This window comes from Acidovorax radicis, assembly GCF_020510705.1.
Taxonomy (GTDB): Bacteria; Pseudomonadota; Gammaproteobacteria; order Burkholderiales; family Burkholderiaceae_C; genus Acidovorax; species Acidovorax radicis_A.
This window is the reverse complement of sequence record NZ_CP075184.1, coordinates 2,632,338-2,655,818: the sequence shown is the minus strand read 5'-3', so window position 1 is coordinate 2,655,818 and position 23,481 is coordinate 2,632,338. Positions and strand designations below refer to the sequence as shown.

General features: G+C 64.8%; 19 protein-coding genes. 8 read left to right on the top strand and 11 right to left on the bottom strand.

Annotation, left to right across the window (positions count from 1 at the left end; all coding sequences use genetic code 11):
• Positions 1-147 precede the first annotated feature (147 nt).
• Genes KI609_RS12095 through KI609_RS12085 form a run of 3 tightly spaced genes read left to right on the top strand, consistent with a single transcriptional unit; the run spans position 148 to position 6,042 of the window.
• On the top strand, positions 148-2,001 hold the full coding sequence (locus tag KI609_RS12095) for a PAS domain S-box protein (RefSeq protein ID WP_226443558.1): 1,854 nt from the start codon (positions 148-150) through the stop codon (positions 1,999-2,001).
• The gene (locus KI609_RS12090; RefSeq protein WP_226443556.1) at positions 1,998-2,441 is read left to right on the top strand and encodes a response regulator; all 444 of its coding nucleotides are present in this window, start codon (positions 1,998-2,000) and stop codon (positions 2,439-2,441) included. Before KI609_RS12095 ends, KI609_RS12090 begins: the two co-directional genes overlap by 4 nt.
• Positions 2,416-6,042 carry an EAL domain-containing protein gene (locus KI609_RS12085; RefSeq protein WP_226443554.1) on the top strand — a complete coding sequence of 1,209 codons (3,627 nt, stop codon included), beginning with the start codon at positions 2,416-2,418 and terminating at the stop codon, positions 6,040-6,042. Before KI609_RS12090 ends, KI609_RS12085 begins: the two co-directional genes overlap by 26 nt.
• A 93-nt stretch (positions 6,043-6,135) precedes the next feature.
• Here KI609_RS12085 and mmsB read toward each other — a convergent pair whose 3' ends face one another.
• From mmsB to KI609_RS12060, 5 genes are all read right to left on the bottom strand, one after another.
• Positions 6,136-7,029, bottom strand: coding sequence for a 3-hydroxyisobutyrate dehydrogenase (gene mmsB, locus KI609_RS12080; RefSeq protein WP_226443552.1), 894 nt, complete (start codon positions 7,027-7,029; stop codon positions 6,136-6,138).
• A 114-nt stretch (positions 7,030-7,143) separates the two neighbouring features.
• A complete protein-coding gene (locus KI609_RS12075; RefSeq protein WP_226443551.1) occupies positions 7,144-7,617 on the bottom strand; it encodes a TfoX/Sxy family protein in 474 nt (157 codons plus the stop codon).
• Positions 7,618-7,677: 60 nt separating this feature from the next.
• A complete protein-coding gene (locus KI609_RS12070) occupies positions 7,678-8,844 on the bottom strand; it encodes an acyl-CoA dehydrogenase family protein (protein WP_226443550.1) in 1,167 nt (388 codons plus the stop codon).
• Between the two features lie 159 nt (positions 8,845-9,003).
• Entirely contained in the window at positions 9,004-9,423 is a 420-nt protein-coding gene (locus KI609_RS12065) for a lysozyme inhibitor LprI family protein (protein WP_226443549.1), read from the bottom strand.
• A gap of 167 nt (positions 9,424-9,590) precedes the next feature.
• Positions 9,591-11,114: a CoA-acylating methylmalonate-semialdehyde dehydrogenase gene (locus tag KI609_RS12060; protein ID WP_226443548.1), complete on the bottom strand. Its 1,524-nt coding sequence runs from the start codon at positions 11,112-11,114 to the stop codon at positions 9,591-9,593.
• Between the two features lie 170 nt (positions 11,115-11,284).
• Here KI609_RS12060 and KI609_RS12055 point away from each other — a divergent pair, with 170 nt between their 5' ends.
• Both KI609_RS12055 and KI609_RS12050 read left to right on the top strand, forming a co-directional pair.
• Positions 11,285-12,184 (top strand): LysR family transcriptional regulator, encoded by a 900-nt coding sequence (locus KI609_RS12055; RefSeq protein ID WP_226443547.1) that lies wholly within the window; start codon positions 11,285-11,287, stop codon positions 12,182-12,184.
• Positions 12,185-12,359: 175 nt separating this feature from the next.
• The gene (locus KI609_RS12050; RefSeq protein ID WP_226443546.1) at positions 12,360-12,941 is read left to right on the top strand and encodes a hypothetical protein; all 582 of its coding nucleotides are present in this window, start codon (positions 12,360-12,362) and stop codon (positions 12,939-12,941) included.
• 164 nt (positions 12,942-13,105) lie between these two features.
• Here the strand turns inward: KI609_RS12050 and KI609_RS12045 are convergent, their stop codons facing one another.
• From KI609_RS12045 to pdxH, 6 genes are all read right to left on the bottom strand, one after another.
• The gene (locus tag KI609_RS12045) at positions 13,106-13,264 is read right to left on the bottom strand and encodes a DUF3309 family protein (RefSeq protein WP_082516826.1); all 159 of its coding nucleotides are present in this window, start codon (positions 13,262-13,264) and stop codon (positions 13,106-13,108) included.
• A gap of 406 nt (positions 13,265-13,670) precedes the next feature.
• The gene (locus KI609_RS12040) at positions 13,671-15,314 is read right to left on the bottom strand and encodes a DHA2 family efflux MFS transporter permease subunit (protein ID WP_226443545.1); all 1,644 of its coding nucleotides are present in this window, start codon (positions 15,312-15,314) and stop codon (positions 13,671-13,673) included.
• A 12-nt stretch (positions 15,315-15,326) separates the two neighbouring features.
• Positions 15,327-16,649, bottom strand: a complete 1,323-nt coding sequence (locus tag KI609_RS12035; protein WP_226443544.1) for an HlyD family efflux transporter periplasmic adaptor subunit — start codon at positions 16,647-16,649, stop codon at positions 15,327-15,329.
• Positions 16,650-16,782: 133 nt separating this feature from the next.
• On the bottom strand, positions 16,783-18,237 hold the full coding sequence (locus KI609_RS12030) for an efflux transporter outer membrane subunit (RefSeq protein WP_226443542.1): 1,455 nt from the start codon (positions 18,235-18,237) through the stop codon (positions 16,783-16,785).
• Positions 18,238-18,288: 51 nt separating this feature from the next.
• Positions 18,289-18,837 (bottom strand): MarR family winged helix-turn-helix transcriptional regulator, encoded by a 549-nt coding sequence (locus KI609_RS12025; RefSeq protein WP_226443540.1) that lies wholly within the window; start codon positions 18,835-18,837, stop codon positions 18,289-18,291.
• 291 nt (positions 18,838-19,128) lie between these two features.
• The gene (pdxH, locus tag KI609_RS12020; RefSeq protein WP_226443537.1) at positions 19,129-19,767 is read right to left on the bottom strand and encodes a pyridoxamine 5'-phosphate oxidase; all 639 of its coding nucleotides are present in this window, start codon (positions 19,765-19,767) and stop codon (positions 19,129-19,131) included.
• Between the two features lie 105 nt (positions 19,768-19,872).
• Between pdxH and KI609_RS12015 the strand changes: the two genes are divergently transcribed.
• From KI609_RS12015 to KI609_RS12005, 3 genes are all read left to right on the top strand, one after another.
• A complete protein-coding gene (locus tag KI609_RS12015; RefSeq protein ID WP_226443535.1) occupies positions 19,873-20,445 on the top strand; it encodes a TetR/AcrR family transcriptional regulator in 573 nt (190 codons plus the stop codon).
• A gap of 204 nt (positions 20,446-20,649) precedes the next feature.
• The gene (locus KI609_RS12010; RefSeq protein ID WP_226443533.1) at positions 20,650-21,111 is read left to right on the top strand and encodes a (2Fe-2S)-binding protein; all 462 of its coding nucleotides are present in this window, start codon (positions 20,650-20,652) and stop codon (positions 21,109-21,111) included.
• An 11-nt stretch (positions 21,112-21,122) separates the two neighbouring features.
• Positions 21,123-23,429, top strand: a complete 2,307-nt coding sequence (locus KI609_RS12005; protein WP_226443531.1) for a xanthine dehydrogenase family protein molybdopterin-binding subunit — start codon at positions 21,123-21,125, stop codon at positions 23,427-23,429.
• Positions 23,430-23,481: the final 52 nt, after the last annotated feature.

The following is a 23,481-nucleotide window of genomic DNA, read 5'->3' as shown; positions in this document are numbered from 1 at the left end:
GTGACGGAAATGACGAGGCATGGAGCGGGAATGCCGGGCCTGGCACCACACCATCCCTCAAACAACATAGATACCGGCGAGAGGGTGGTTTTTAGTGCGCTGCAGGTGCAACGCGCGGGAACGCCCGCCCCGGAGCAAGAGGGTTACATGGCATCTGATCTTTCTGCCGCGTACTGGGATCAAAACCCCGATGCATTGCTGGTCCTGTCACCCCAGGGCACGGTGCTGAACTGGAACCCCGCTGCCGAGGTGATCTTTGGCTATGCGCAAGCCGAGACGCTGGGGCGCTCTGTCCTGGACCTGATCGTTCCCCCCGACAGAGTGCAGGAAGACGACGGCATGCGTGCCGAGGCCCTGCGGGGCAGCTCGGTGGTGCATGAGTCGGTGCGGCGCCGCAAAGACGGCTCGCTGGTGCACGTTAACGTATCAACCAAGGCAGTGTGTGACGGCACTGGGCAGTTGCTGCATTTCCTCTCCAGCACCAAGGATGTCACCCAGCTCAAGGTGCAGCGCGATGCCAAGCTGCTGGAGGCTCGGTTTCGCGACCTGCTCGAATCCACCCCCGACGCCATCGTGATGGTCAACGTGACGGGGCGCATCGTGCTGGTCAACTCGCAGGCGGAGCGTGTGTTTGGCTACCCCCGCGCCGAGCTGCTGGGCCAGGCGGTGGAGGTGTTGCTGCCCCACCGCTATCGAGGCGCCCACCTGGGGCATCGCAGCGGTTTTTTTGGCCAGCCGCGCACCCGCACCATGGGCGCAGGGCTGGAGCTGCATGGTCTGCGCAAGGATGGCTCGGAGTTTCCGGTGGAGATCAGCCTGAGCCCGATCGACACCGAAGAGGGCACTATGGTGATGAGCGCCATCCGCGACATCACCGACCGCAAAAAAGCGGACCAGAAATTCAAGGACTTGCTCGAAGCCGCGCCCGACGCCATGGTCATCGTCGACCGCGGTGGGCACATCGTGCTGGTCAATTCCCAGGCGGTGAGGCTGTTTGGCTGGAGCCGCGATGAACTGCTGGGTCAGCCGATTGAGTTGCTGGTGCCACAGCGTTTCAGTGCCCGCCACCCCGACCACCGGCGGAATTTTTTTGCCGAACCGCGCACCCGCTCCATGGGGGCGGGCCTGGAGCTGCATGGCCTGCGCAAGGACGGCAGCGAGTTCCCCGTGGAGATCAGCCTGAGCCCGCTGGAGACGGAGGAGGGCCTGTTTGTCTCCAGCGCCATCCGCGACGTGACCGAGCGCAAGCGCATCGAGCAGGTGCTGCGCGACAAGAACCTGGAGCTGGAGAACGCGGCCCTGGTCAAAGACCGCTTTCTGGCCAGCATGTCCCACGAGCTGCGCACGCCGCTGAACGCCATCATTGGTTTCACGGGCACCTTGCTCATGAAGCTGCCCGGCCCGCTCAACACCGAGCAGGACAAGCAATTGCGCATCGTGCAGACGGGTGCCAAGCACCTGCTGTCGCTCATCAACGACCTGCTGGACGTGGCCAAACTCAGCGCCAACAAGGTCACGCTGAACCTGGAAACGTTGGACTGCAAGGCCATCATCGAAGAGGTGTCTGCCACCCTGGAGCTGGAGGCCAGGCGCAAGGGCCTGGCGTTTGTGATCCAGACCCCACCAGGGGCGGTGTCTCTGCAAACCGACCGGCGGGCTTTGAGCCAGATACTCATCAACCTGCTGGGAAATGCCATCAAGTTCACGCAGCAAGGCCAGATCGACATGGTGCTCCAGGAGCGCGTGCTGCCCGGTGGCGGTCGAGCCGTGCAATTGGAGGTGCGGGACACGGGCCCGGGCATCCCGCAGCATGAGCAGCCCCGCTTGTTTGAGGCGTTTTCCCGCGTAGAGAGCGCCGACCGCCGCCACCATGAAGGCACGGGCCTGGGTTTGCACCTGAGCCGCAAGCTGGCAGAGGCCCTGGGTGGAACCCTGGGCTTTGACAGCGAGGAAGGGCGGGGCAGCACTTTCACGCTTGAACTCCCGGAGGCCAATACATGACAAAAGCCCGCATTCTGGTCATCGAGGACGACGATGCCAGCCGGCAACTGGTTACCTACCTGCTCGAAGCGGCAGGCCATGGCGTGCTGGCGGCAGAGAACGGCGCCATTGGGCTCGCCATGGCCCTGGACGAAAGCCCGGACATCATCCTGTGCGACTTGCAAATGCCGGTGATGAATGGCTATGAGGTGGCCCGCAACCTGCGCACCACCCCCCAATGGCGCGTGGTGCCATTGGTCGCCATCACGGCTTTTTCGATGCCCGGCGACCGCGAGAAGGCACTGGAAGTCGGCTTTAATGAACACCTGTCCAAGCCCATCACGCCAGAGACGTTTGTCCAGCAGATCGAAGCGTTTCTGGGTTCCGCCGCCATAGAATCGCCCCCCCAAGGGCTGACACCACTACAGGCCCAGCATGGCGAAGATCCTTGTCGTCGATGACCTTCCCGCCAATCGGGCGCTGGTGGTCACGCTCATTGGGCACAGCGGCCACCAGGCCCTGGAAGCAGCCGATGGCGCCGAGGCGCTGGCACTGGTGCGCGCTGAGCGGCCCGATCTGGTGATCTCCGACATCCTGATGCCGACGATGGACGGCTACGAGTTTGTGCGCCAGTTGCGGGCCGACCATGGGCTGGCGGCCACGCAGGTGATCTTCTACAGCGCGCATTACCGCGAGCAGGAGGCACGCAACCTGGCGCTGGCCTGTGGTGTCACGCAAGTGTTGGTCAAGCCGTGCGAGCCGCAGGACATCCTGGCGGCCATCGAGCAGGCATTGACGCAGGTGCCGCCACTGGCCTCGGTGGCGCTGGAGCACGGCTTTCAGACCCGCCACCTGCAGCTCATGACGGACAAGCTTACCGGCAACGTGGCCGAGCTTGAAGCCATGAACCGGCGCTTGGCGGCATTGACCGATTTGAACCTGCAACTGGCCTCCGAGCGCGATCCGCAGGTGCTGCTGGCCAACGTGTGCCGCGGTGCGCGCGACCTGGTGGGTGCGCAATATGCGGTGCTGTGTGTGGTGAGCAAGCACACCGACGACGCCATCACCTGCACCAGCGGCATTGATCCTTCGCTCACCGGCCCACTGGACCTGCCCGTGGTGTCGCACGGTCTTTTGGGGCAGTTGCGCGCCGATCGCCGCTCACAGCGCCTGGTCAATGAGCGCGGCGACCCCCGCCAGATTGGCCTGCCTGCTGGCTATCCCTTGCTGCATACAGCCTTGATTGCACCCATTACCTCGCTGTCGTTTTCCTACGGCTGGATTTGCCTGGCCAACAAGCAGGGCGCAGATGCGTTCAGCGCCGATGATGAAAAAGTCCTGGCCATCCTGGGCGCACAGGTCGGGCGCATCTATGAGAATGGCAGCCTCTATCTAGAAATCCAGAAACACGCCGAGCAACTGCAGATAGAGGTTTTGGAGCGCCAGCGGGCCATGGATGCGCTGCATGCCAGCAAGGCCAGCCTGCGCAGGGCGCAAGTGCTGGCCAAGATCACCCATGTGATCAGCGGCCGTGACGGCACCTTTGAAAGCTGGCTCGACACCCTGCCGGACATGCTGGGGCTGCAAGCCGATGCCATGCCCCAATCCGCGCGCGAATGGCTGACACTGGTACACCCGGATGACCGCGACATGTTCCGCCAGCACGCGCTGCAGGCTGCACACCAGGGGGCGCGGCTCGACTTCACCTACCGCTTGTTGCGGGGCGATGGCGAGCTGGTGCACCTGCGGCAGGTGATGGAGCCTCTGGAGGACGAGGCGGGCCGTGGTGAGCAGGGCCGCTGGTTCAACACCATCCAGGATGTCACCAAGGAAAAGCGCGCCGAGGAAGAACTGCACGAAAGCGACCGTCGTTTCAATGACATGCTCGACAAGGTCGAGATGATCTCGATGATGCTCGACTGCGAAGGCCGCATCACCTACTGCAACGACTATCTGCTGCGGCTGACGGGCTGGCAGCGCGAAGAGGTGTTCGGCCGCAACTGGTTCGATCTGTTCGTGCCGGCCGAGTTGGCCCATGTGCGTGGCGTGTTTGCCGACGTACTGGCCGACCGGCCATCGGCCTGGCACTACGACAACGAGATTCTCACCCGCTCGGGCGGGCGGCGCCTGGTGCACTGGAACAACACCGTGTTGCGCTCGGTGGGCGGGCAGGTCACCGGCGTGGCGGCGCTGGGGGAAGACATCACCGAGCGCCGGGAGGCCGACCGCCGCATCAAGCGGCTCAACCGCGTGTACGCCATGCTCAGCGGCATCAACACGCTGATCGTGCGTGTGCGCCAGCGCGACGAGCTGTTTCGCGAGGCATGCCGTATTGCCGTGGAGCATGGCCAATTCAAGATCGCCTGGATCGGCCGGGTGGACCACCAGCTGCAGGAGGTGGTGCCCGTGGCCCTGGCTGGCGCGGGGGCGGAATTTCTCATGCACGTGCAGCGCCGGCTCTGGCTCCGTGAGGCCCCCACCGTCGGTGAGAGCCTGAGCGCGAGTGTGGTGCGCACCCAGCAGCCCGTGGTGTGCGAGGACATCCAGAACGACCCACGCATCCTGGTGCCCCAGCAGCTGGCTGAGTGCGGCGTGGCCTCGATGGCCGTTTTGCCGTTACTGGTGGCCCACCAGGTGGTGGGAGTGATTGCCCTGTTTGCCGATGAAATCGGGGTGTTTGATGACGACGAGATGCGCCTGCTGACTGAGCTGGCCGGGGACATCGGTTTTGCCATGGACCACCTCGACAAAGAGGACCGGCTTAGTTACCTGGCTTACTACGACGAGATTACAGCGCTACCCAACCGCACGTTGTTTTTGGAGCGCAGCGGGCAGCACCTGCGGCTGCGCGAGGGCGGCAAGGCATTGCAGGGCATTGCGCTGATGGACATCAGCCGGTTTCGCATCGTCAACGACACCCTGGGGCGGCAGGTGGGGGACGAACTGCTCAAGCAAGTGGCGCTCAGGCTGCAGCATGCGGCGGGTAACCAGTACGACGTGGCACGCATCGGCATCAACAGCTTCGGCATTGCCGTGACCGAGGCACGCGATGCCGGTGCGATGGCCCTGGCGGTCGATCTCCTCATGCGTGCCTGTTTTGATACCCCCTTTGCTGTGGGTGGCACCGAGCTGCGCATGACGGCCAAGGCTGGTGTGGCCCTGTACCCCATGGATGGCGCTGATGCCGAAACGCTGCTGCGCAATGCCGAAGCGGCCGTCAACAAGGCCAAGGCGTCGGCAGACAGCCTGCTTTTCTATACCTCGGAGATGAACACCCGCGTGGCAGAGGCGCTGAGTTTGGAAGGGCGCCTGCGCGAGGCGCTTGCACAGAGCCAGTTCGTGCTGCACTACCAGCCCAAGCTCAATTTGGCCAATGGCAGCATTGCGGGTGCCGAGGCGCTGATCCGCTGGAACGACCCACGCCGGGGCCTGGTGCCGCCCGTGCAGTTCATCCCCATCCTGGAAGAGACGGGCCTGATCTATGACGTGGGCCGCTGGGCGCTGCGGCAGGCGCTGGCCGACAACCTGCGCTGGCGCCAGGCGGGTCTCGCGCCCCTGCGGGTGGCCGTCAACGTGTCATTTTTGCAGCTGCGGCATCGGGACTTCATTGCCGAGGTGCGAGACGCCGTGGCCCACGATGCCCAGGCGGCCAGCGGGCTGGAGCTGGAGATCACCGAGAGCATGGTGATGGACGACGTGGACCACAGCACACAAAGCCTGCATGCGCTGCGCCAGATGGGAATCACCATTGCCATTGATGACTTTGGCACCGGGTTCTCGTCCCTGAGCTACTTGGCCACGCTGCCGGTGGACACGCTCAAGATCGACCGCTCCTTCATCATGAACATGGACTCGGGGCCGCAGGGCCTGGCGCTGGTCTCCACCATCATCAACCTGGGGCATTCGCTGCGCCTGAAAGTGGTGGCCGAGGGGGTGGAGACCGAAGAACAATCGCGCCGACTGGCGCTGCTGGGCTGCGATGAAATCCAGGGTTACCTGCTCAGCAGGCCTGTGCCGGCCGACGTGTTTGGGGCGCAGTTTCTGCGAGCCCTGTCGGGGTAGCTCCTTTTTTTAAGAACAACACCGGCCTGCGGGCCGGCGCCAGCATCAGCGGCGCACCCTCCGTATCTGCGCCGCGTTCGACTTCTTAACCTCTTAACCTTTTTGCACCATCTTGATGATGCTGGAGAAGTCCAGCGCACCATGCCCCGCCAGACTGTGCGCTGCGTACAGGTTGCGCGCCAGGCCGCCCAGCGGGGTGCTGGCTTTGACCGCAGTGGCGTTCTCTTGCGCCAGGCCCAGGTCCTTGAGCATCAGGTCGGTGCCAAAGCCGCCGGCGTAGCCTTTGGAGGCGGGCGCGGTCTCCATGACGCCGGGCATGGGGTTGTACTTCTCCAGCGCCCAGTTGCCGCCCGAGCTGCGGCGCATGATCTCAGACAGCACCTTGGGGTCCAGGCCGTTGGCCACGCCCAGGGCAATGGCTTCGCTGGTGCCGGCCATCAGGATGCCCAGCAGCATGTTGTTGCAGATCTTGGCCGTCTGGCCCGCGCCCACTGCGCCCGCGTGGAAGATGTTGGCACCCATTTTTTCGAGCAGGGGGCGGGCGCGTTCCAGGGCTGCGGCAGGGCCACCGACCATGAAGGTGAGGGTGCCTGCGATGGCGCCACCGGTGCCGCCAGAGACGGGGGCGTCGATAAAGGCAACGCCTGCAGCCTCGGCCGTCTTGGCAACCTTCTGGCTGGTGGCGGCGGCGATGGTCGAGCTGTCGATGATGAGCGCGCCTTGGGCAATGCTTTGCAGCAGGCCGGGTTGCCCGTCGCGGCCCAGAAACAAGGCTTCCACATGCTGGCTGGCGGGCAGCATGCTGACGACCACCTCGGCGCCTTGCACGGCGGTAACGGCGTCGGGGGCAATGGGCACGCCGTCTGCGGCCAGTTTGTCGCGGGCGGGCTGCGAGAGGTCAAACGCGCGCACCTCGTGGCCCGCTTTGTGTAGGTTGTGGGCCATGGGGCCGCCCATATTGCCCAGGCCGATGAATGCGATTTTCATGTGCTGTCTCCTTGTGGTGGTGTGTGTTGAAGGTGGTTAATATCAATTTGATAGCTATCAGCGCTTGATACATAAGCGCTATAGGCGAAAAACGCTTGTATTTTTAATGCCCGATCAAACATCGTCGTCAAAGATGCTGTGGCGTTTGCGGGGCGCGCTGGAAGGACGGGACGAACCAGACGAACCAGATGAACCGGCAGGCTGGCCGGATGGCCCTGGCGTTGAGGCTTTCCGTTTGCGGGGTGGGCTGGCTTTGGCCGCGGGGTTGTACGCTAGGGCTTCACGCACCCAAAAATCCCACTGCGCCCGCGTGGCGTAGCCGTTGGGCTCCACCCAAAAATAGCCTTGCATTCCACCGCCGGGTGAGAGCTCGCGGGTGTTTTCCAACTCTTGAAACTCGGCGTGCCGGGTGGGCGGCAGGCGCACCAGCAGCTCATCGTTCTTGACGCCAATGCACAGTTTGCCGTCCACAAAGAAGCAGTAGCAGCCGAACATGGTGCGCTCGTCCACATCGTTGCGATGCGCCAGCGCCAAACGCACGGCGTCCATCAGGTGCAGCGTTTCGTCAGAGAGTGGGCGGGCAGGCATGGTGATGGGTTAAATTGGCCACCAGCGCTTGAATGTCAAGCGCTGGCAGCTCCTGAAATGCTAGCGAATCACCTCCGTCGCATCGCCGTCGAGCATGCGCCGCGCAATGATGACCCGCATGATTTCGTTGGTGCCTTCCAGGATCTGGTGCACACGCGCGTCGCGCACCAGGCGCTCCAGCGGGTATTCGCGGATGTAGCCGTAGCCGCCGTGAAGTTGCAGCGCCTCGTTGCACACGGTAAAGCCCACGTCGGTGGCAAAACGCTTGGCCATGGCGCAGTAGGTCGATGCATCCCGCGCCCCGGCGTCTAGCTTGCTGGCGGCCAGGCGCACCATCTGGCGCGCGGCGACCAGCTCGGTCGCCATGTCGGCCAGCTTGAACTGCAGGGCCTGAAAGCTGGCGATGGGCTTGCCGAACTGTTTGCGGTCTTGCATGTACTGCTGCGCGGCGTTCAGTGCGCCTTGCGCTGCGCCCACCGAGCAAGTGGCGATGTTGATGCGGCCGCCGTCCAGGCCCTTCATCGCGATCTTGAAGCCTTCGCCCTCGCGGCCCAACAGGTGGTCGGCCGGGATGCGCACGTTGTCAAAGCTGATGGTGCGCGTGGGCTGGCTGTTCCAGCCCATCTTGTGTTCCTTCTTGCCGTAGGTAATGCCTGCGGCATCGGCGGGCACCACAAAGGCGCTGATGCCGCCCGCGCCGGATGCTGCGTCACCCGTGCGTGCCATCAGCACCAGCACATCGGTGGCGCCTGCGCCGCTGATGAAGGCCTTGCTGCCGTTGATGACGTATTCATGGCCCACGAGCTCGGCGCGTGTCTTGAGCGATGCGGCGTCGGAGCCTGCACCGGGCTCGGTCAGGCAGTAGCTGGCGAGCTTTTCGCCGGTGGTGAGCAGCGGGCCCCAGTGGTCGCGCACGGCGGGTGTGGCCCAGGTGCCCAGCATCCAGGTGGCCATGTTGTGGATGGTGATGAAGGCGGTGGTGCTGGGGTCGATGGCGGCCATCTCCTCGAACACCAGCGTGGCGTCCAGGCGGGGCAGGGCCAGGCCTCCGGCGTTCTCGGGCGCATACAGGCCACAAAAGCCCAGCTCGCCCGCTTTGGCAATCGCCTCGCGCGGGAAGATGCCCTCGGCGTCCCACAACGCGGCGTGGGGCGCGAACTCGGCTTGCGCAAAGTCGCGGGCCGTCTGGGCAAAGGCGCGTTGTTCTTCAGAGAGCTCAAAGTCCATGGTGTTGTCTCGATGTCGCTTGTTGTTGTGCTTTGCGTATGGGGCTGGCGTGAAGCCACTTCAACCGCTCACGCTGAGCCTGTCGAAGCGCTGCGCGAGGGTTCGACAGGCCCAGCCCGAACGGATATTTCACGTTCAAAGAGGCCGAATCCCTAGTGCTCATGGCTTGGCGGACGGGTGGTCCAGCGTCAGCCAGCGCATCAGGCCCTTGCGGCGCGCCTCGGTCTCGATGGCCAGGCACTCGTGGTACAGGCGCGGCCACTGCGGCTGCGACTCGCTGCTTCGCATGGCCTGCTTGCAGCGCGTGGTTCGCTCGCGTTGCCAGGCCGTGTGCTCCTGGCGCAGCTGGGGCCGTTCGTGGGCCGACAGCGCGCGCATTACATCGCCGTAGAGGATGGCGATCTGCGTGTCGGCCGCCTGAAAGGCCTGCACCGCACAGGCGTTGGTTTCATCCACACTGCCGCCGGGCTTGCAGGCAGCGCCCGCTTGGGCATGCACTGCATCGGCACCCATCAGCATCACGCAAGCCGCTCCGAAGACCATGGCCAATTCCCGCTTCTTCATCTTGAAAATTTGCATGACCCGCTTTTACCACCGCCCGCTACCGCCGAAACCGGCGCGGCCCAGGCCAGCGGCAGCCGCGCAAGGGTCGCCAATTCCCGGTTCAGGTGCTGGCCGCGTCCCCCTTCCCGCATCGCATAGCGATTCGAGAGCAAGGGGAAGGCGCAAAGCGCCTCAGGGGGATGTCACTTCAGACTGATCGTCGTGTTCACACCGTGCGAGATGGTGCTGTCATCAAACCAGCGTGCCGTCACCGTCTTGGTCTGCGTGTAGAACAGCACGACCTGCTTGCCGTAGGGCCCCAGGTCGCCCAGCTTGGAGGCACGCGAGCCCGAGAACGAGAACAGTGGCACTGGCACGGGAATTGGCACGTTGATGCCGACCTGGCCCACATCGATCTCTTCCTGGAACTTGCGCGCGGCCGCGCCCGACTGCGTGAAGATCGCCGTGCCGTTGCCGTTGGGGTTGTCGTTGATGAAGGCGATGGCTTCATCGATGTCTGCTGCGGAGGACAGGCACAACACGGGGCCAAAGACTTCCTGCTCGTAGATGCTCATGCCGGGCTTGACGCCGCTGAACACCGTAGGGCCCACGAAGTTGCCCTTTTCATAGCCGGGCACTTGCGGGTTGCGGCCGTCCAGCTCCAGCTTGGCACCGTCGGCTACACCGCGTTCGATCAGACCCTGCACACGGTCTTTGGCTGCGCACGACACCACCGGGCCCACGTCCGTGCCTTTTTCCACACCGGCGCTGATCTTGAGCGTCTTGGCCTTGGCCACCAGCTCAGGGATCCACTTTTGCGCCTCGCCCACCAGCACCACCACCGACAGTGCCATGCAGCGCTGGCCTGCGGCACCAAAAGCCGCACCGGCCAGGGCGTTGAGCGTTTGCTCCTTGTTGGCGTCGGGCATCACGATGGCGTGGTTCTTGGCGCCCATCATGCATTGCACGCGCTTGCCGTTCAGGCTGGCACGGTTGTAGACATGGGTGCCCACCTTGGTAGAGCCGACGAAGCTGATCGCCTTAATGTCCTTGTGGTCGCAGATCGCGTTCACGGCCATCTCGCCGCCATGCACCACGTTGAGCACGCCTGGGGGGATACCGGCTTCCAGCGCCAGTTCACACAGGCGCATGGTCACCATCGGGTCTTGCTCTGAGGGTTTGAGCACGAAGGTGTTGCCGGTGGCAATGGCCATGGGGAACATCCACAGCGGGATCATGGCGGGGAAGTTGAAGGGGGTGATGCCCGCGCACACGCCCAGCGGCTGCATCAGCGTGTAGGTGTCCACCCCATTGGCCACATTGTTGGCCAGCTCGCCCAACTGCAGGTTGCCGATGCCGGCGGCGTGTTCGACCACCTCCAGGCCACGGAACACGTCGCCTTCGGCGTCAGGCAGGGTCTTGCCTTGTTCAGCGGTCAGGATGGCGGCCAACTCGGCCATGTTTTCACGGATGAGCTGCTGGTATTTCAGAAAAATGCGGGCCCGGGCGCCGATGGGCGTTTTCTTCCAGGTCTTGAAAGCATCTTTGGCCGACGCCACGGCGGCGTCGATTTCTTCCGGTGTGGCAAACGGCACGCGCGCCAGGACCTCCTGCGTGGCCGGGTTCACCACATCGCGCCATTGGGTGGTCTTGGATTCGACGAACTGGCCGCCGATCAGCAGTTTGACGGTAGGGGCGAGTGCGGCCACGTTGGTGGGTGCGTTCATGCGGTTGTCTCCAGAAAAAAACGGGGGCGGTTTGCCTGCAAAGAATGTATGGTATCTGTGCGAAATTGCCATTGCAATACAAAATAATGCACTTTGTCTTTGCAAATTTGCATATCGATGCGGCCGGCCCAAACCATCTGGACCCCGGCCGCACACCAAGGAGACGCCCCATGGACTGGGACAACCTGCGCTACTTCCTCGAACTGGCCCGCTCGGGCACCCTGGCCGCCGCCGCGCGGCGTGCCGGCGTAGAACACACCACGGTGGCCCGCCGCATTCAGGCCCTGGAAAAGCAGATGGGGGCGGCCCTGTTTGCCCGCGAGGCCGGTGGGCACCGTCTGACCGAGGCCGGGCGCCAGTTGCTACCGGCCGTCGAGGCCATGGAAACCGCGGTGCTGGGCGCCGAGCGGGCGGCGCCAGTCCACGCTGGCGCGGGCCCGTCAGGCCTGGTGCGGGTGGGCGCCACCGAGGGGTTTGGCACGGTGATCCTGGCCCCGCACCTGGCGCGGCTCACGCAAAAGCATCCCCACCTGTCCATCGACCTGTTGGCCTTGCCACGCATGCTGCACCTGTCGCGCCGCGAGGCAGATATCGTGATATCGCTGGAGCGGCCCACACGCGGCTCGGTCATCGTCACCAAGCTGGCCGACTACACGCTGCACCTGTACGGCCAGCGCGAATACCTGGCCCGCCGCCCCCTGGTGGCCACCCGCGAAGACTTGCGCCACCACGCCTTTGTCAGCTACGTGGACGACCTGCTGTTCACCAAAGAGCTGCAGTTTCTCGATCAGTTGTATCCCCCCGAACGTTTTGCCCTGCGCAGCACCAGCATCACCGCCCAATACGAAGCCGTGCGCGCAGGTGCCGGGCTGGCGGTGCTGCCCGCTTTTCTGGCCGACAGCGACCCGGTGCTGGCACGCGTGCTGCCGCAAGAGGCGCGCTTCACCCGCACCTTCTGGATGAGCATGACGGCGGAAGCCAAACACATGGCGCGCATGCAGGCGGTGTGGAGCCTGCTCAAGGAGATAGGGCAGGTGGAAGGCCTGCGGCTCCGGCCCGACCGGCGATGACGGGATGACGGCAGCAGCGCGCGAGGGCCGTGGCATGCCGAGATGGCAGGCAAAACACGCGCTCATCGGGGCACCATACCGCAGCGTGATGCATAAGCTGGCGGGAATCTGGGCGCGGCGGCGGTTGCTGATGGAGCAGCACACCAGGCGGCCCGCCCATAAGGAGTGCACGACGATGACCCCTCTCATTTCTGGCCTGGCCTCTGTGGCCTCTTTGATCTTCAACGCGTCCTCGGGTGGTGCGGCAAAGGCAGCGGCGCCACGGCGCAGCACCGACGCCGAGGCCCCCGAAGCATCTGCCGTGGTGACGCTGAGCCCACAGGCCGAGGCCCTGGCAGGGTTTGCGGGCAAGGGCATTCTGGTGTCGCAGGGCCAGCTGGATGCACCGATCGGCGCGGTGTCGCGGGGCGGGGCGAGCGGCGGCGGCGGCCGCTCGGGAGGTGCTGCACTGCTTTCAGGGCAGTCGGTGTCTGCCCAGGACTTCAAAGACCTGTTGACCCGTTTTGGCGCCAGCGATGCCGAAAAAGCGGCGCTGACTGCAGGCTTCGACACTAACCAAGACGGTGCGATTTCTCACGACGAGTTCCTCAAAGGGCTGGCCAACACGTCGGCAACCAAAACAGGCACGGATTTTTCGCAAGCGGTGCTGCAACTCATGGACCGGGGCGGGAACGGCGATGGTGTGGTGGCGGCCAAGGAGTTTGCGGCGTTCACGACCGCATTCGCGAACGTTGAAAAACGCGTGGGGTCTGCATAGCGGCCTGTCTGCAGGGCGCCATCTCGCCATGCCGTGAAATGCAGGCGAACGCGGGTGCGCAGTCAATCTTCGACGGAGGAACCCATCCCAAAGAGGGGCAAAAAAAACGGCCGCAGGGCCGTTTTTTTGTGGGCTTTCACGCCCTGTGCGGTCTTCTCAGACCGTTATATCCGCCCCATGAGGAGCAAGACCACCAGGATCAGCACCACCAACCCGATGCCTCCACTGGGCCCATACCCCCACGAGCGGCTGTGGCCCCAGGTGGGCAGAGCGCCCACCAGGATGAGGATCAGAACGATCAGCAGAATCAGCGAAAGCGACATGGCGTTTCCTTGTTGTGTTGGGATGGATGCATTGTTGGGTGCGCCCACGGCCAAGCCCGCAGGTGCTGCGCCTTTGCAGGGGTCAGGCTTTTCCGACACGCGGCGTGGGATATCCGCGCTGCACCGAGGGCGGGCACTCGGGGCAAGGCGCCTTGCAAGGGGCCCATCGCTGTTGGTTACTATATTTTTAATAGCTGCTTGTGCTTACTGCATAAGCGCTACAGGCCAATTTCATTAAATAAATGAAATGCAATGAAATAGCAACCTTGCACTACAACCCCGCCTGTACGCGCAAAACGACAACGACCGCGACGCTGCACAAAAAAAACGCCGCCCGATCAAGCGCGGCGGCGTTTTTTTGGGTGGGGCAGGGCGCAATGCCCCGCGTCGCCCTGCGCAATACCCGTCAGTGGGCTCCCCCGGCATCGGCGGCCGCGCCCCCTGCGCCGCGCGATGGGCGTTTGGTCAGCCAGATCAGCGCAATCAACACCAAAAACAGCCCTGCGGACCCGATGAAGATGTCGTCTGCCGCACGGGTGAACGCCTGCTGGTCGATCAACCGGTTGACCTGCGCCAGCGCCTGCATTTGCGTCAAACCGGCAGTCTGCAGCCCTTGCAAGGTTTGCGCGAACACACCCTGGCCTTGCACCAGGCCCTCGGTCAGGTGGGCGTGGTGCATGGCAGCGCGGCTCTCCCACAGCGTGGTGGCAATGGAGGTGCCCATCGCCCCGGCGGTGATCCGCACAAAGTTGCTCAAGCCGGCGGCGGCCGGAATGCGCTCTGGGGCGATGCCCGCCAGCGTGATGGTGGTCAGCGGGATGAAGAAAAACGCCATGGCTGCGCCCTGCAGCAACGTGGGGATCAGGATGTGCACGAAGTCGGTTTCCACCGTGAACTGCGAACGCATCCACAACACCGAGCTGAACACGATGAACGCCCCCGTGGCCATGCGCCGGGGGTCCCACTGGCCTACCTTCTTGCCCACCAGCGGCGTGAGCAGGATGGCAAACACACCGACCGGCGCCAGCGCCATGCCAGCGGATGTGGCGGTGTAGCCCATCCACTGCTGCAACCACAGCGGCAGCAAGACCACATTGCCAAAGAACAGGGCATAGGCCACCGACAGCGAGAGCACGCCAAAAGTGAAGTTGCGGCCCTTGAAGAGCTTCAGGTCCACCACGGGGTGTTTATCGGTCAGCTCCCACACCAGGAACACGGCAAACGCCACCACCGCAACAATGCCCAAGGTGATGATTTCGCCCGACGCGAACCAGTCCAGCTCTTTGCCCTTGTCCAGCATGAGCTGCAGTGCGCCGACCCACATCACCAGCAGAGAAAGACCGACGGTGTCGATGGGCAGCTTGCGGGTGGGGGTTTCACGCTTGCGGTAAATGCCCCACGTGAGCGCCGCCGCCAACAACCCCACCGGCACGTTGATGTAGAAAATCCACGGCCATGAAATGTTGTCGGTGATCCACCCCCCGAGCAGCGGCCCCACCACGGGCGCAACCAGCGTGGTCACCCCCCATAAAGCCAGCGCCGTGCCCGCCAGGGCACGCGGGTAACTGGCCAGCAGCAGCGTCTGGCTCAGCGGAATCATCGGCCCGGCCACCAGGCCTTGCAGCACGCGGAAAAAGATCAGCATCTCCAGCGACGAGGCAAAACCGCACAGCCACGACGTGAGCACGAACAGCAACACGCTCACGGTAAAAAGGCGCACCGCGCCAAAGCGCTGCGTGAGCCAGCCCGTGAGCGGCACAGAGATGGCATTGGCCACGCCAAAGCTGGTGATCACCCAGGTGCCCTGGCCGGGACTCACGCCCAGGTCACCGGCAATGGCGGGGATGGAGACGTTGGCAATGGACGAATCCAGCACGTTCATGAACGTGGCCAGCGACAACGACAACGTGCCCAGCAACAGGGCCGTGCCATGCAGCGGCTCATAGGCCTGGGGCACCGCCGGCGCAGGGGCGGGAGCAGGGGCGGGTTGGGGTGCAGCAGGCGCCGCCGTGGCGGGGGCCTGGTCTGCAGTTGGGTTGGCGGCAGTCATGCGAAGCCCGGTTTACTGCACCACGGGCGCTGCAAGGGTGGTGCCAGCAGCAGGCTGGGGTGCCGATGCATGCTTTTGGGGCGATGCGGCGGTCTTGCTGCCCAGCTTGCGCGCGGCCACGGCTACCCCCGGTTTGCCCCGCCCGAGGTTGGAGGCAATGATCTGCGCGACTTCGGTGTCGGCGGCCTTGAACTGCTCGTCAAACACGGTGGTGGCAGCCACCGGTGTGGTGCGCTGCGTGTCGGCCAGGGCTTTGCCGCTTTGGTCGGCCGTGTCCACCTTCACTTCCATCGACAGGCCCACGCGCAGCGGGTGCTCTGCCACTTCCTTGGCATCCAGGGCAATGCGCACGGGCACGCGTTGCACCACCTTGATCCAGTTGCCGGTGGCGTTTTGTGCGGGCAACAAGGCAAACGCAGCGCCTGTGCCGGCACCCAGGCCTGTCACCGTGCCGTGGTAGACCACCTTGGTGCCATACACGTCGGCTTCGACCTCGGCGGCTTGGCCGATGCGCAGGGTTTTGAGCTGGCTTTCCTTGAAATTGGCGTCCACCCACAGGTCGTTGAGGGGCACCAGCGTCATCAGCGGGGCGCCGGCCTGCACGCGCTGGCCCACCTGCACGCCGCGCTTGGCCACATGGCCGTCCAGTGGCGCCAGCAGCTGAACGCGTTGCACCGCGAGATACGCCTCGCGCACGCGGGCCGACGCGCGCTGCACATTGGGGTGCTGCTCGATCGAGGTGCCTTCGGTCTGCGTCTGGCTGGCGGCCAGCTGCTCTTGCGCGGCCAGCACGGCCGACTGGGATGCGGCCACGGTGCTCTTGGCGGCGGCCAGCTGGGCTGTGGCGTGCTGGAACTCTTCCTTGCCCACGGCGCCACTGGCCATCAGCGGCGCACGGCGGTTGACATCGTCCTGCATGCGGGTGGCGTCGGCCTGCGCGCGGGCCAGGTCCGCCTTGCGCAGGCTCACCTGGGCTTGCAGGGTGGCGTTGTTGGCATACAGCGTGCGCACTTCGCGCACGGTTTGTGCCAGTTGGGCCTCGGCCTGCTCCAGCGCAACACGTGCATCGGAGGGGTCGAGCTTGACGAGCAACTGGCCCGCTTTCACATAGTCGGTGTCGTCGGCACCGATCGACACCACGGTGCCGCCCACCTGCGGGGTGATCTGCACGACGTTGCCTGCCACGTAGGCGTTGTCCGTGCTTTCAACATGCCGACCGTTGGCCCAGTGCCATCCACCCCATCCCACGGCCACCAGGGCAACGGCAACGGCAATGATGGTCAGGCCCCGGCGGCGGGCGGTGCTGGATTCTCTGGGTGTGAGGGGTTCACTCATGGCATCAGTCTTTCGAAAATAGGTTGTTGTGTGGTTTTTGGGTCGGGTCGGGTTGGGTCAGGTCATTGCCTGCTCAGTACGAAACTGGCGCGGCCGAGGCCAGTGCACTCGTGGAACTGGCTCAGAGGGTGTCTCATAGCGCCGTGTCATCTGTCCAGCCGCCGCCCAGTGCCTTCATGAGCACCAGGCGCGTGTCGAGCTGGCGGGCGCGCAAGTCCACGGCCAGGCGGCGCTGGGCCAGCACCTGGCTTTCGGTGCTGAGCACCACGAGGTAGTTGCCCAGGCCTGCGCGATAGCGCTCTTGTGCGAAGCGGTAGGCTTTTTCGGCGCTGGCGGCGGCATCGTCCTGCAGGGTCTGCTGGCGCGTGAGCGACTGCACCGACGCCATGGCGTCACCAGCTTCCTTCACCGCATCCAGCACCGCACCGTTGTATTGGGCAATGGCGGCATCCAGCTCGGCCTGGCGGCCACCGAGCTGGGCGCGCAGGCGGCCGCCGTCAAAAATAGGCAGGCGCAATGCGGGCGTCACGCCCATCTGGCGCGAGCCTGCGGTAAACAGGTTGTCCAGCCCCAGCGAGTTCAAGCCGATAAATGCACCGATGTTGATGTTGGGATAGAACTCGCTGCGCGCGCTGTTCACGCCCTGGGTGGCAGCCTCGACCCGCCAGCGTGCGGCCACCACATCGGGGCGGCGGCCCAGCAGGTCGGCCCCGAGCACGTCGGGCACGGCGGTGGGCTGCAGCCGGGTCAACTGGGGTGCCAGGGTGGGCAATGTGTCCGGCGCCTGCCCGCTGAGCACGGCCAGTTGGCGGCGCGCCAGCGTGATTTGTTCCTCCAGGGCTTCAATCTGGGTACGTGCGTCGGGCACGGCGGCCTGGGCCTGTGTCAGTTCTACCTGGCTGTCCAGGCCGGCGGCCGTGCGCTCCTGTGTCAGGCGGCGTTGCTCTTCACGCTGCTCCAAGGCACGTGTGGCCACGTCGCGCTGTGCCAAGAGCCGGGCCAATGCCACATAGCTGCGGCCCACCTGGGCGGCCAGGGTGTTGGCGGCGGCGGCGGCATCGGCCTGGGCCGCACGGGCCTGCCCCAGCGCCGCCTGCAATTCAGCCGCGTGTTGGCCGAAGAAGTCGGGCGACCACGACAGCGTGGCCTGCACGTTGCCGCTGTTGTAGACGTTGCCAGCAATGGGCGCAGGCACCAGTCCGTTGGCGGAATACCGCTCCCGCGTCACGTCCACGCCCAGGCTGGCCTGCGGGCCGTTCGCGGCCTCGCGCACCTGGCTCAGTGCCACGGCCTGCTCCAGCCGCGCGCGGCTCACAGCCAGGGTGGGGTTGCCTTGCAGGGCTTTGTCGATCAACGCGTTGAGCTGTTCATCACCCAGGGTTTTCCACCATTGGGTGGGCGCTGCGGTCTCGCTGTTTGCGGCGTTCAGCCCCAGGGCAGCGGGCGTGGTCTGGGCCAGTGGTGTGTGGGCGGGGCCTGGGCTGGCACAGCCCACCAGCAAGAGGGCGGCGGCCAGCGCAACGGCCGATACAGCGAGGTGCGCTGCAACGGCAACGCGGGTGGAAGTAGCGGGGATGCTAGGGGTCACGGGGATTCTCCAGAGAGGCAACTCAAGGGGGTGCGGGCAGCGTTTTCTTCTTCAGCTGGCCGAGGGGTTGTTGGTGTCTGATGGGGCGGCAGGCGTTTGCTGCCGCAGGGCTTCGCCATTGGCCAGCATGCGACGCAGCATGCTCAGCAGCAGTTGCCACTCATCCCGGCTGAAATCGCTGAGATGCCCGTTCAGCACATCGGCCAGCACGGGCGGCACCAGTGCAGCCAGCCGCTGGCCTTCGGGGGTCAGCGCGAGCTGCACCACACGGCGATCCACGGTGGATCGCTCGCGCACCACCAGGCCTTTGGCCTCGATGCGATCCAGTGCGCGGGTCATGGATGGGGGGTCCATTTCAAGATCCCGCGCCAGGCCGGCCACGGTGGCCCTGTTGCACAGCGACAGCTTGAACAGCGGCAGCCATTGCGCATAGGTCAAGTCGTGCGACGCCAGCTGGGCATCCGCTTGGGTGCGGATGGAGGACATCACCTTGCGCATGAGGTATCCGATGCTGTCCTCGGGTGTAAGCCGTTGGGCGTTGTAGAGCGAGCCCGGCGGGTCGGCGCCTGGTGCGCAAGAAGGTGTGGCCGATGAAGTCATGGCGTGGAATTTAATTGACTAGACAATCATTGTCTTGGCAATCATAAATTCCCCGCAAAATTTGAGGGCTATATCCGACGGTGATTCGTGTGCCGCATGGCGTGCCCAAAGCAGCCGGGCAGGCAAGCACCGACGGCCATGCCACCGCCCAAGGCACGGCTGGCAGCCGATTTAACAAACGGTTTGGAAACCCCCAGCGCAGGGCGCCGGGTTAGCGAGAGCAGGGGCTGTCGTGCGACCTATCAATCCCCACCCGCCAGGCGTCATGCGGGCCTCGCCGAAGGCCGATCTTTACGGCGCCAGACGCTCGCGCACCCATTCGCCGCCGTCCAGGCGGTAACGCAGCCGGTCATGCAACCGGCTTTTGCGCCCCTGCCAAAACTCCCATTGGTCAGGTTTGAGCCTGAAACCGCCCCAGTGGAGCGGGCGGGGCGGGTTCAGCAAGAACTGCGCGCCGTACTTGGCGGCATTGGCCACCAACACGCCGCGGCCGGTGATGACCTGGCTCTGGGGGCTGGCCCATGCGCCGATGCGCGAGTCGAGCGGGCGGCTTTTGAAGTACTCATCGCTCTCGGCATCGCTGACCTTTTCCACCACGCCTTCGATGCGCACCACGCGCTCCAGCTCCACCCAGTGGAACTGCAGGGCCACGTAAGGGTTGCCGGCGATCTGGCGGCCCTTGCGGCTGTCGTAGTTGGTGAACCAGACGATGCCGCGTTCGTCATAGCCCTTGATGAGCACGATGCGGGTGCTGGGGCGCATATCGCTGCCCACGGTGGCCAGGGTCATGGCGTTGGGCTCGGGCACTTGGGCGCTGATGGCTTCCTTGAGCCATTGGTCAAACTGCTGCAGGGGGGCGGCGTGCGAGGCGTCTTCGTTGAGTTCGGCGCGCTCGTAGCTCTTGCGAAGGTCGGCGATGGAGGTGGTCATGGACACGATTGTGCACGGCGACCTTAGCGTGGCGGCGGCAGTGTTTTGGGGCATTCCAGGGCCTCGGTTGTTGCCGAATGAATATTCGCTTATATTCCCGCACCGATGAAACCCAAAGACGACGAAAAGCAGCGCGCCATTGCCCAGGCCACCTTCGAGCTGGTGGCCCAGACAGGCCTGAGCGGCCTGACCATGGCCGAAATTGCCCGCTCCGCCGGCATGGCCACGAGCACGCTGTATGTGTATTACCCGTCCAAGGATGAGCTCATCAGCCAGCTCTACCAGGATGCCAAGACGGTCACCGCCGCCCGCATCATGGAGGGCGTGGTGCCCGGCACGCCTTACCGGGCGCGGGTGCGGCGCACCTGGGGCAACCTGCTGCGCCACCGGCTGGACCAATATGCCGAGGTGGTGTTCCAGGAGCAGTACTACAACTCGCCCTGGTTCACCGAGGGCAATCGTGAGTTTTCGACCCGCCTCATGGCCGGTTTTTTTGCGCTGATGCAAGAGGGGCAGCAGCAGGAGATCCTCAAGGCCGTGCCCATTCCGCTGCTCACGGCCAGCCTGGTGGGCTCGGTGCGCGAGACAGGCAACCTGATCCGCACCCAGGTGTTACCCGATGAGGAGGCCGTGCACCAGATGGCGTTTGGCCTGTGCTGGGACGCCCTGAAAGCCTGAGCGGTTTGCCAGAGAGATGCCTTCATTCGCCCCTCATTGATCTCTTAATCGAATTAATATTCCCTTAAAGATGCCAACCCCTGTGCCCCAACCCTTTCGTGACCGATGGCGTTGCTGAAGCAACCTCTCTGAAGCAACCCCCTGTCCGTTCGCGAACCACCCTCACAACAACATCTAACAACACCTTTCCCCGGAGAACCCACGATGCCCATCCTCAATATCAATGGCAAAGACACGGCAGTGGACGCCGATGAATCCACCCCCATCCTCTGGGCCCTGCGCGACACGCTGGGCATGACCGGCACCAAGTTTGGCTGCGGCCAGGCGCTGTGCGGTGCGTGCACCGTGCACCTGAACGGCGCGCCGGTGCGGTCCTGCATCACGCCGATCTCGGCAGCGGCGGGCCAGAAGATCACCACCATCGAGGCCGTCACGGCCGACGACAAGGTGGGCAAGGCCGTGCATGCCGCCTGGGTCAAGCACGACGTGGCGCAGTGCGGCTACTGCCAGAGCGGCCAGATCATGAGCGCCACGGCGCTGCTGCAAGGCAAGAAGAAACCCAGCGACGCCGATATCGACGCCGCCATGGCGGGCAATGTGTGCCGCTGCGGCACCTACGTGCGCATCCGCGCGGCCATCCATGACGCTGCGAAAACCCTGGCTTGAAGGAGATCACCATGCATTTTGACGCTCATACCCTGCAGGGCCAAGCATCTATTTTTATGCCAAAACACCTTCAAGCGCTTATGGATAAAGCGCAAGCAGCTACTAATTCAGGAGTAAACGACGCCCTGGAAGGCGTTCAAGGCCTGGCGCGGCGCACCTTTCTCAAGGTGTCGGCGGCCTCTGGCTTTGCACTCGGCGCGTTTCCGCTGGGGGCTGCTGCACAGGGCGCTGGGGTAGCCGCCGCGCCTGCAGGTCTCAAGCCCTTTGAACAGCCCTCGGCGTTTGTCCGCATCGACACCGACGGCACCGTCACCGTCACCATCAACCGCCTGGACTTTGGCCAGGGCGTGCAGACCGGCCTGCCCATGATCCTGGCCGAAGAGCTGGATGCCGACTGGAGCAAGGTGCGCAGCGTGCACGGCGACGCCAACCCGGCCTATGCCGACCCTGCGTTTGGCATGCACCTCACGGGTGGCTCCAACTCCATCAAGAACTCCTACACCCAGTACCGCGAGCTGGGCGCACGCACCCGCGCCATGCTGGTCTCGGCCGCTGCCGCGCAGTGGGGCGTGGATGCGTCGGCACTGCGCACCAGCAACGGCTTCGTCGTCGGCCCCGGGGGCAAGAAGCTGGGCTACGGCGCACTGGCCGAAGCGGCCATGAAGCAGCCCGTGCCCGAAAAGGTCACCTTGAAAGACCCCAAGCAGTTCCGCCTCATCGGCAAGCCCACGGGCCGGCTCGACGCCAAGGCCAAGTCGAGCGGCCAGCAGGACTACGGCATTGACGTGCGCCTGCCCGGCATGCTCACGGCCGTGGTGGCGCGCCCACCCGTGTTCGGCGCCAAGCTGAAGTCGCTGGACGACAGTGCCGCCAAAGCCATCAAGGGCGTGAAGGCCGTGTTGCGCGTGCCCACCGACCGGGGCGGCGAGGGCGTGGCCATCGTGGCCGATGGTTACTGGCCCGCCAAGCAGGGTCGCGATGCGCTGAAGGTGGAATGGGACACCAGCGCGGTGGGCAAGCCCGACACCACGGCACTGCTGGCGCAGTACCGCGAGCTGGCCGCCAAGCCGGGCAACGTGGCCATGCAGGCCGACATGGCGCCGCTGGCAGGTGCACCCCACAAGATCAGTGCCGAGTTCGTCTTCCCGTACCTGGCGCATGCGCCCATGGAGCCGCTCAACTGCACCGTGAAGCTGGACGGCAAAGCTGGCATTGAAGGGGCCGAACTGTGGATGGGCACCCAGATGCCTGGCCTGGACGCCATGGCCGCCGCCAAGACGCTGGGCCTGCAGCCGCAGAACGTGAAGGTGCACACGCAGATGGCCGGTGGCGGCTTTGGCCGCCGTGCCATTCCCACCAGCGACTACGTGGTGGAAGCCTGCGGCGTGGCCAAGGCCGCGCGCACGGCAGGCATCACCGCACCCGTGCGCACCCTGTGGAGCCGCGAGGACGACATCAAGGGCGGCTACTACCGCCCCATGCACGTGCACCGCGCCGAGATCGGGTTTGACGCCAAGGGCAATATCCTGGCGTGGGACCACACCATCGTCGGCCAGTCCATCACCAAGGGCTCGCCGTTCGAGGCTTTCATGATCAAGAACGGCATCGACGCCACGACCATCGAGGGCATGAAGGAGCCGTACGACGTGCCCATGAAGCTGTCGGTGCACCACCCGGATGTGAACGTGCCTGTGTTGTGGTGGCGCAGCGTGGGTTCCACCCACACGGCCTACGCCATGGAGACCCTGATCGACGAAGTGGCCCGCACGACAAAGCAAGACCCCGTGGCCTACCGCCTGGCCCTGATGGGCGACAAGCACCCGCGCCACAAGGCGGCGCTGCAGCTGGCCGTTGCCCAGTCGGGCTACGGCAAGAAGAAGCTGGCCGCAGGCCGTGCCTGGGGCGTGGCGGTGCACGAGTCGTTCGAGTCGGTGGTGGCCTATGTGGTCGAGGCCTCCGTCAAAGACGGCACGCCCAAGCTGCACAGCATCACTGCCGGCGTGCATTGCAACCTGGTGGTCAACCCCAAGAGCGTGGAAGCCCAGGTGCAAGGCGCCGCGCTGATGGGCCTGGGCACATGCCTGCCGGGCGCCGCGATCACGCTCAAGGACGGCGTGGTGGAGCAGAGCAACTTTGGCGACTACGCCGTGCCCCGCATCACCGACATGCCGCAGGTGACAGTGCACATCGTGCCTAGCGCCGATCCGCCGAAGGGCATGGGCGAACCCGGCCTGCCACCGCTGGCACCGGCGTTTGCCAACGCCATTGCGCAACTCACGGGCAAAACGCCACGCGAGCTGCCGTTCAAGCTGGCGTGAAGCCGTGAGATCGCCGGGCCTAGCGTGGCCCGGCGGTTAGCGCTCTGGTGGG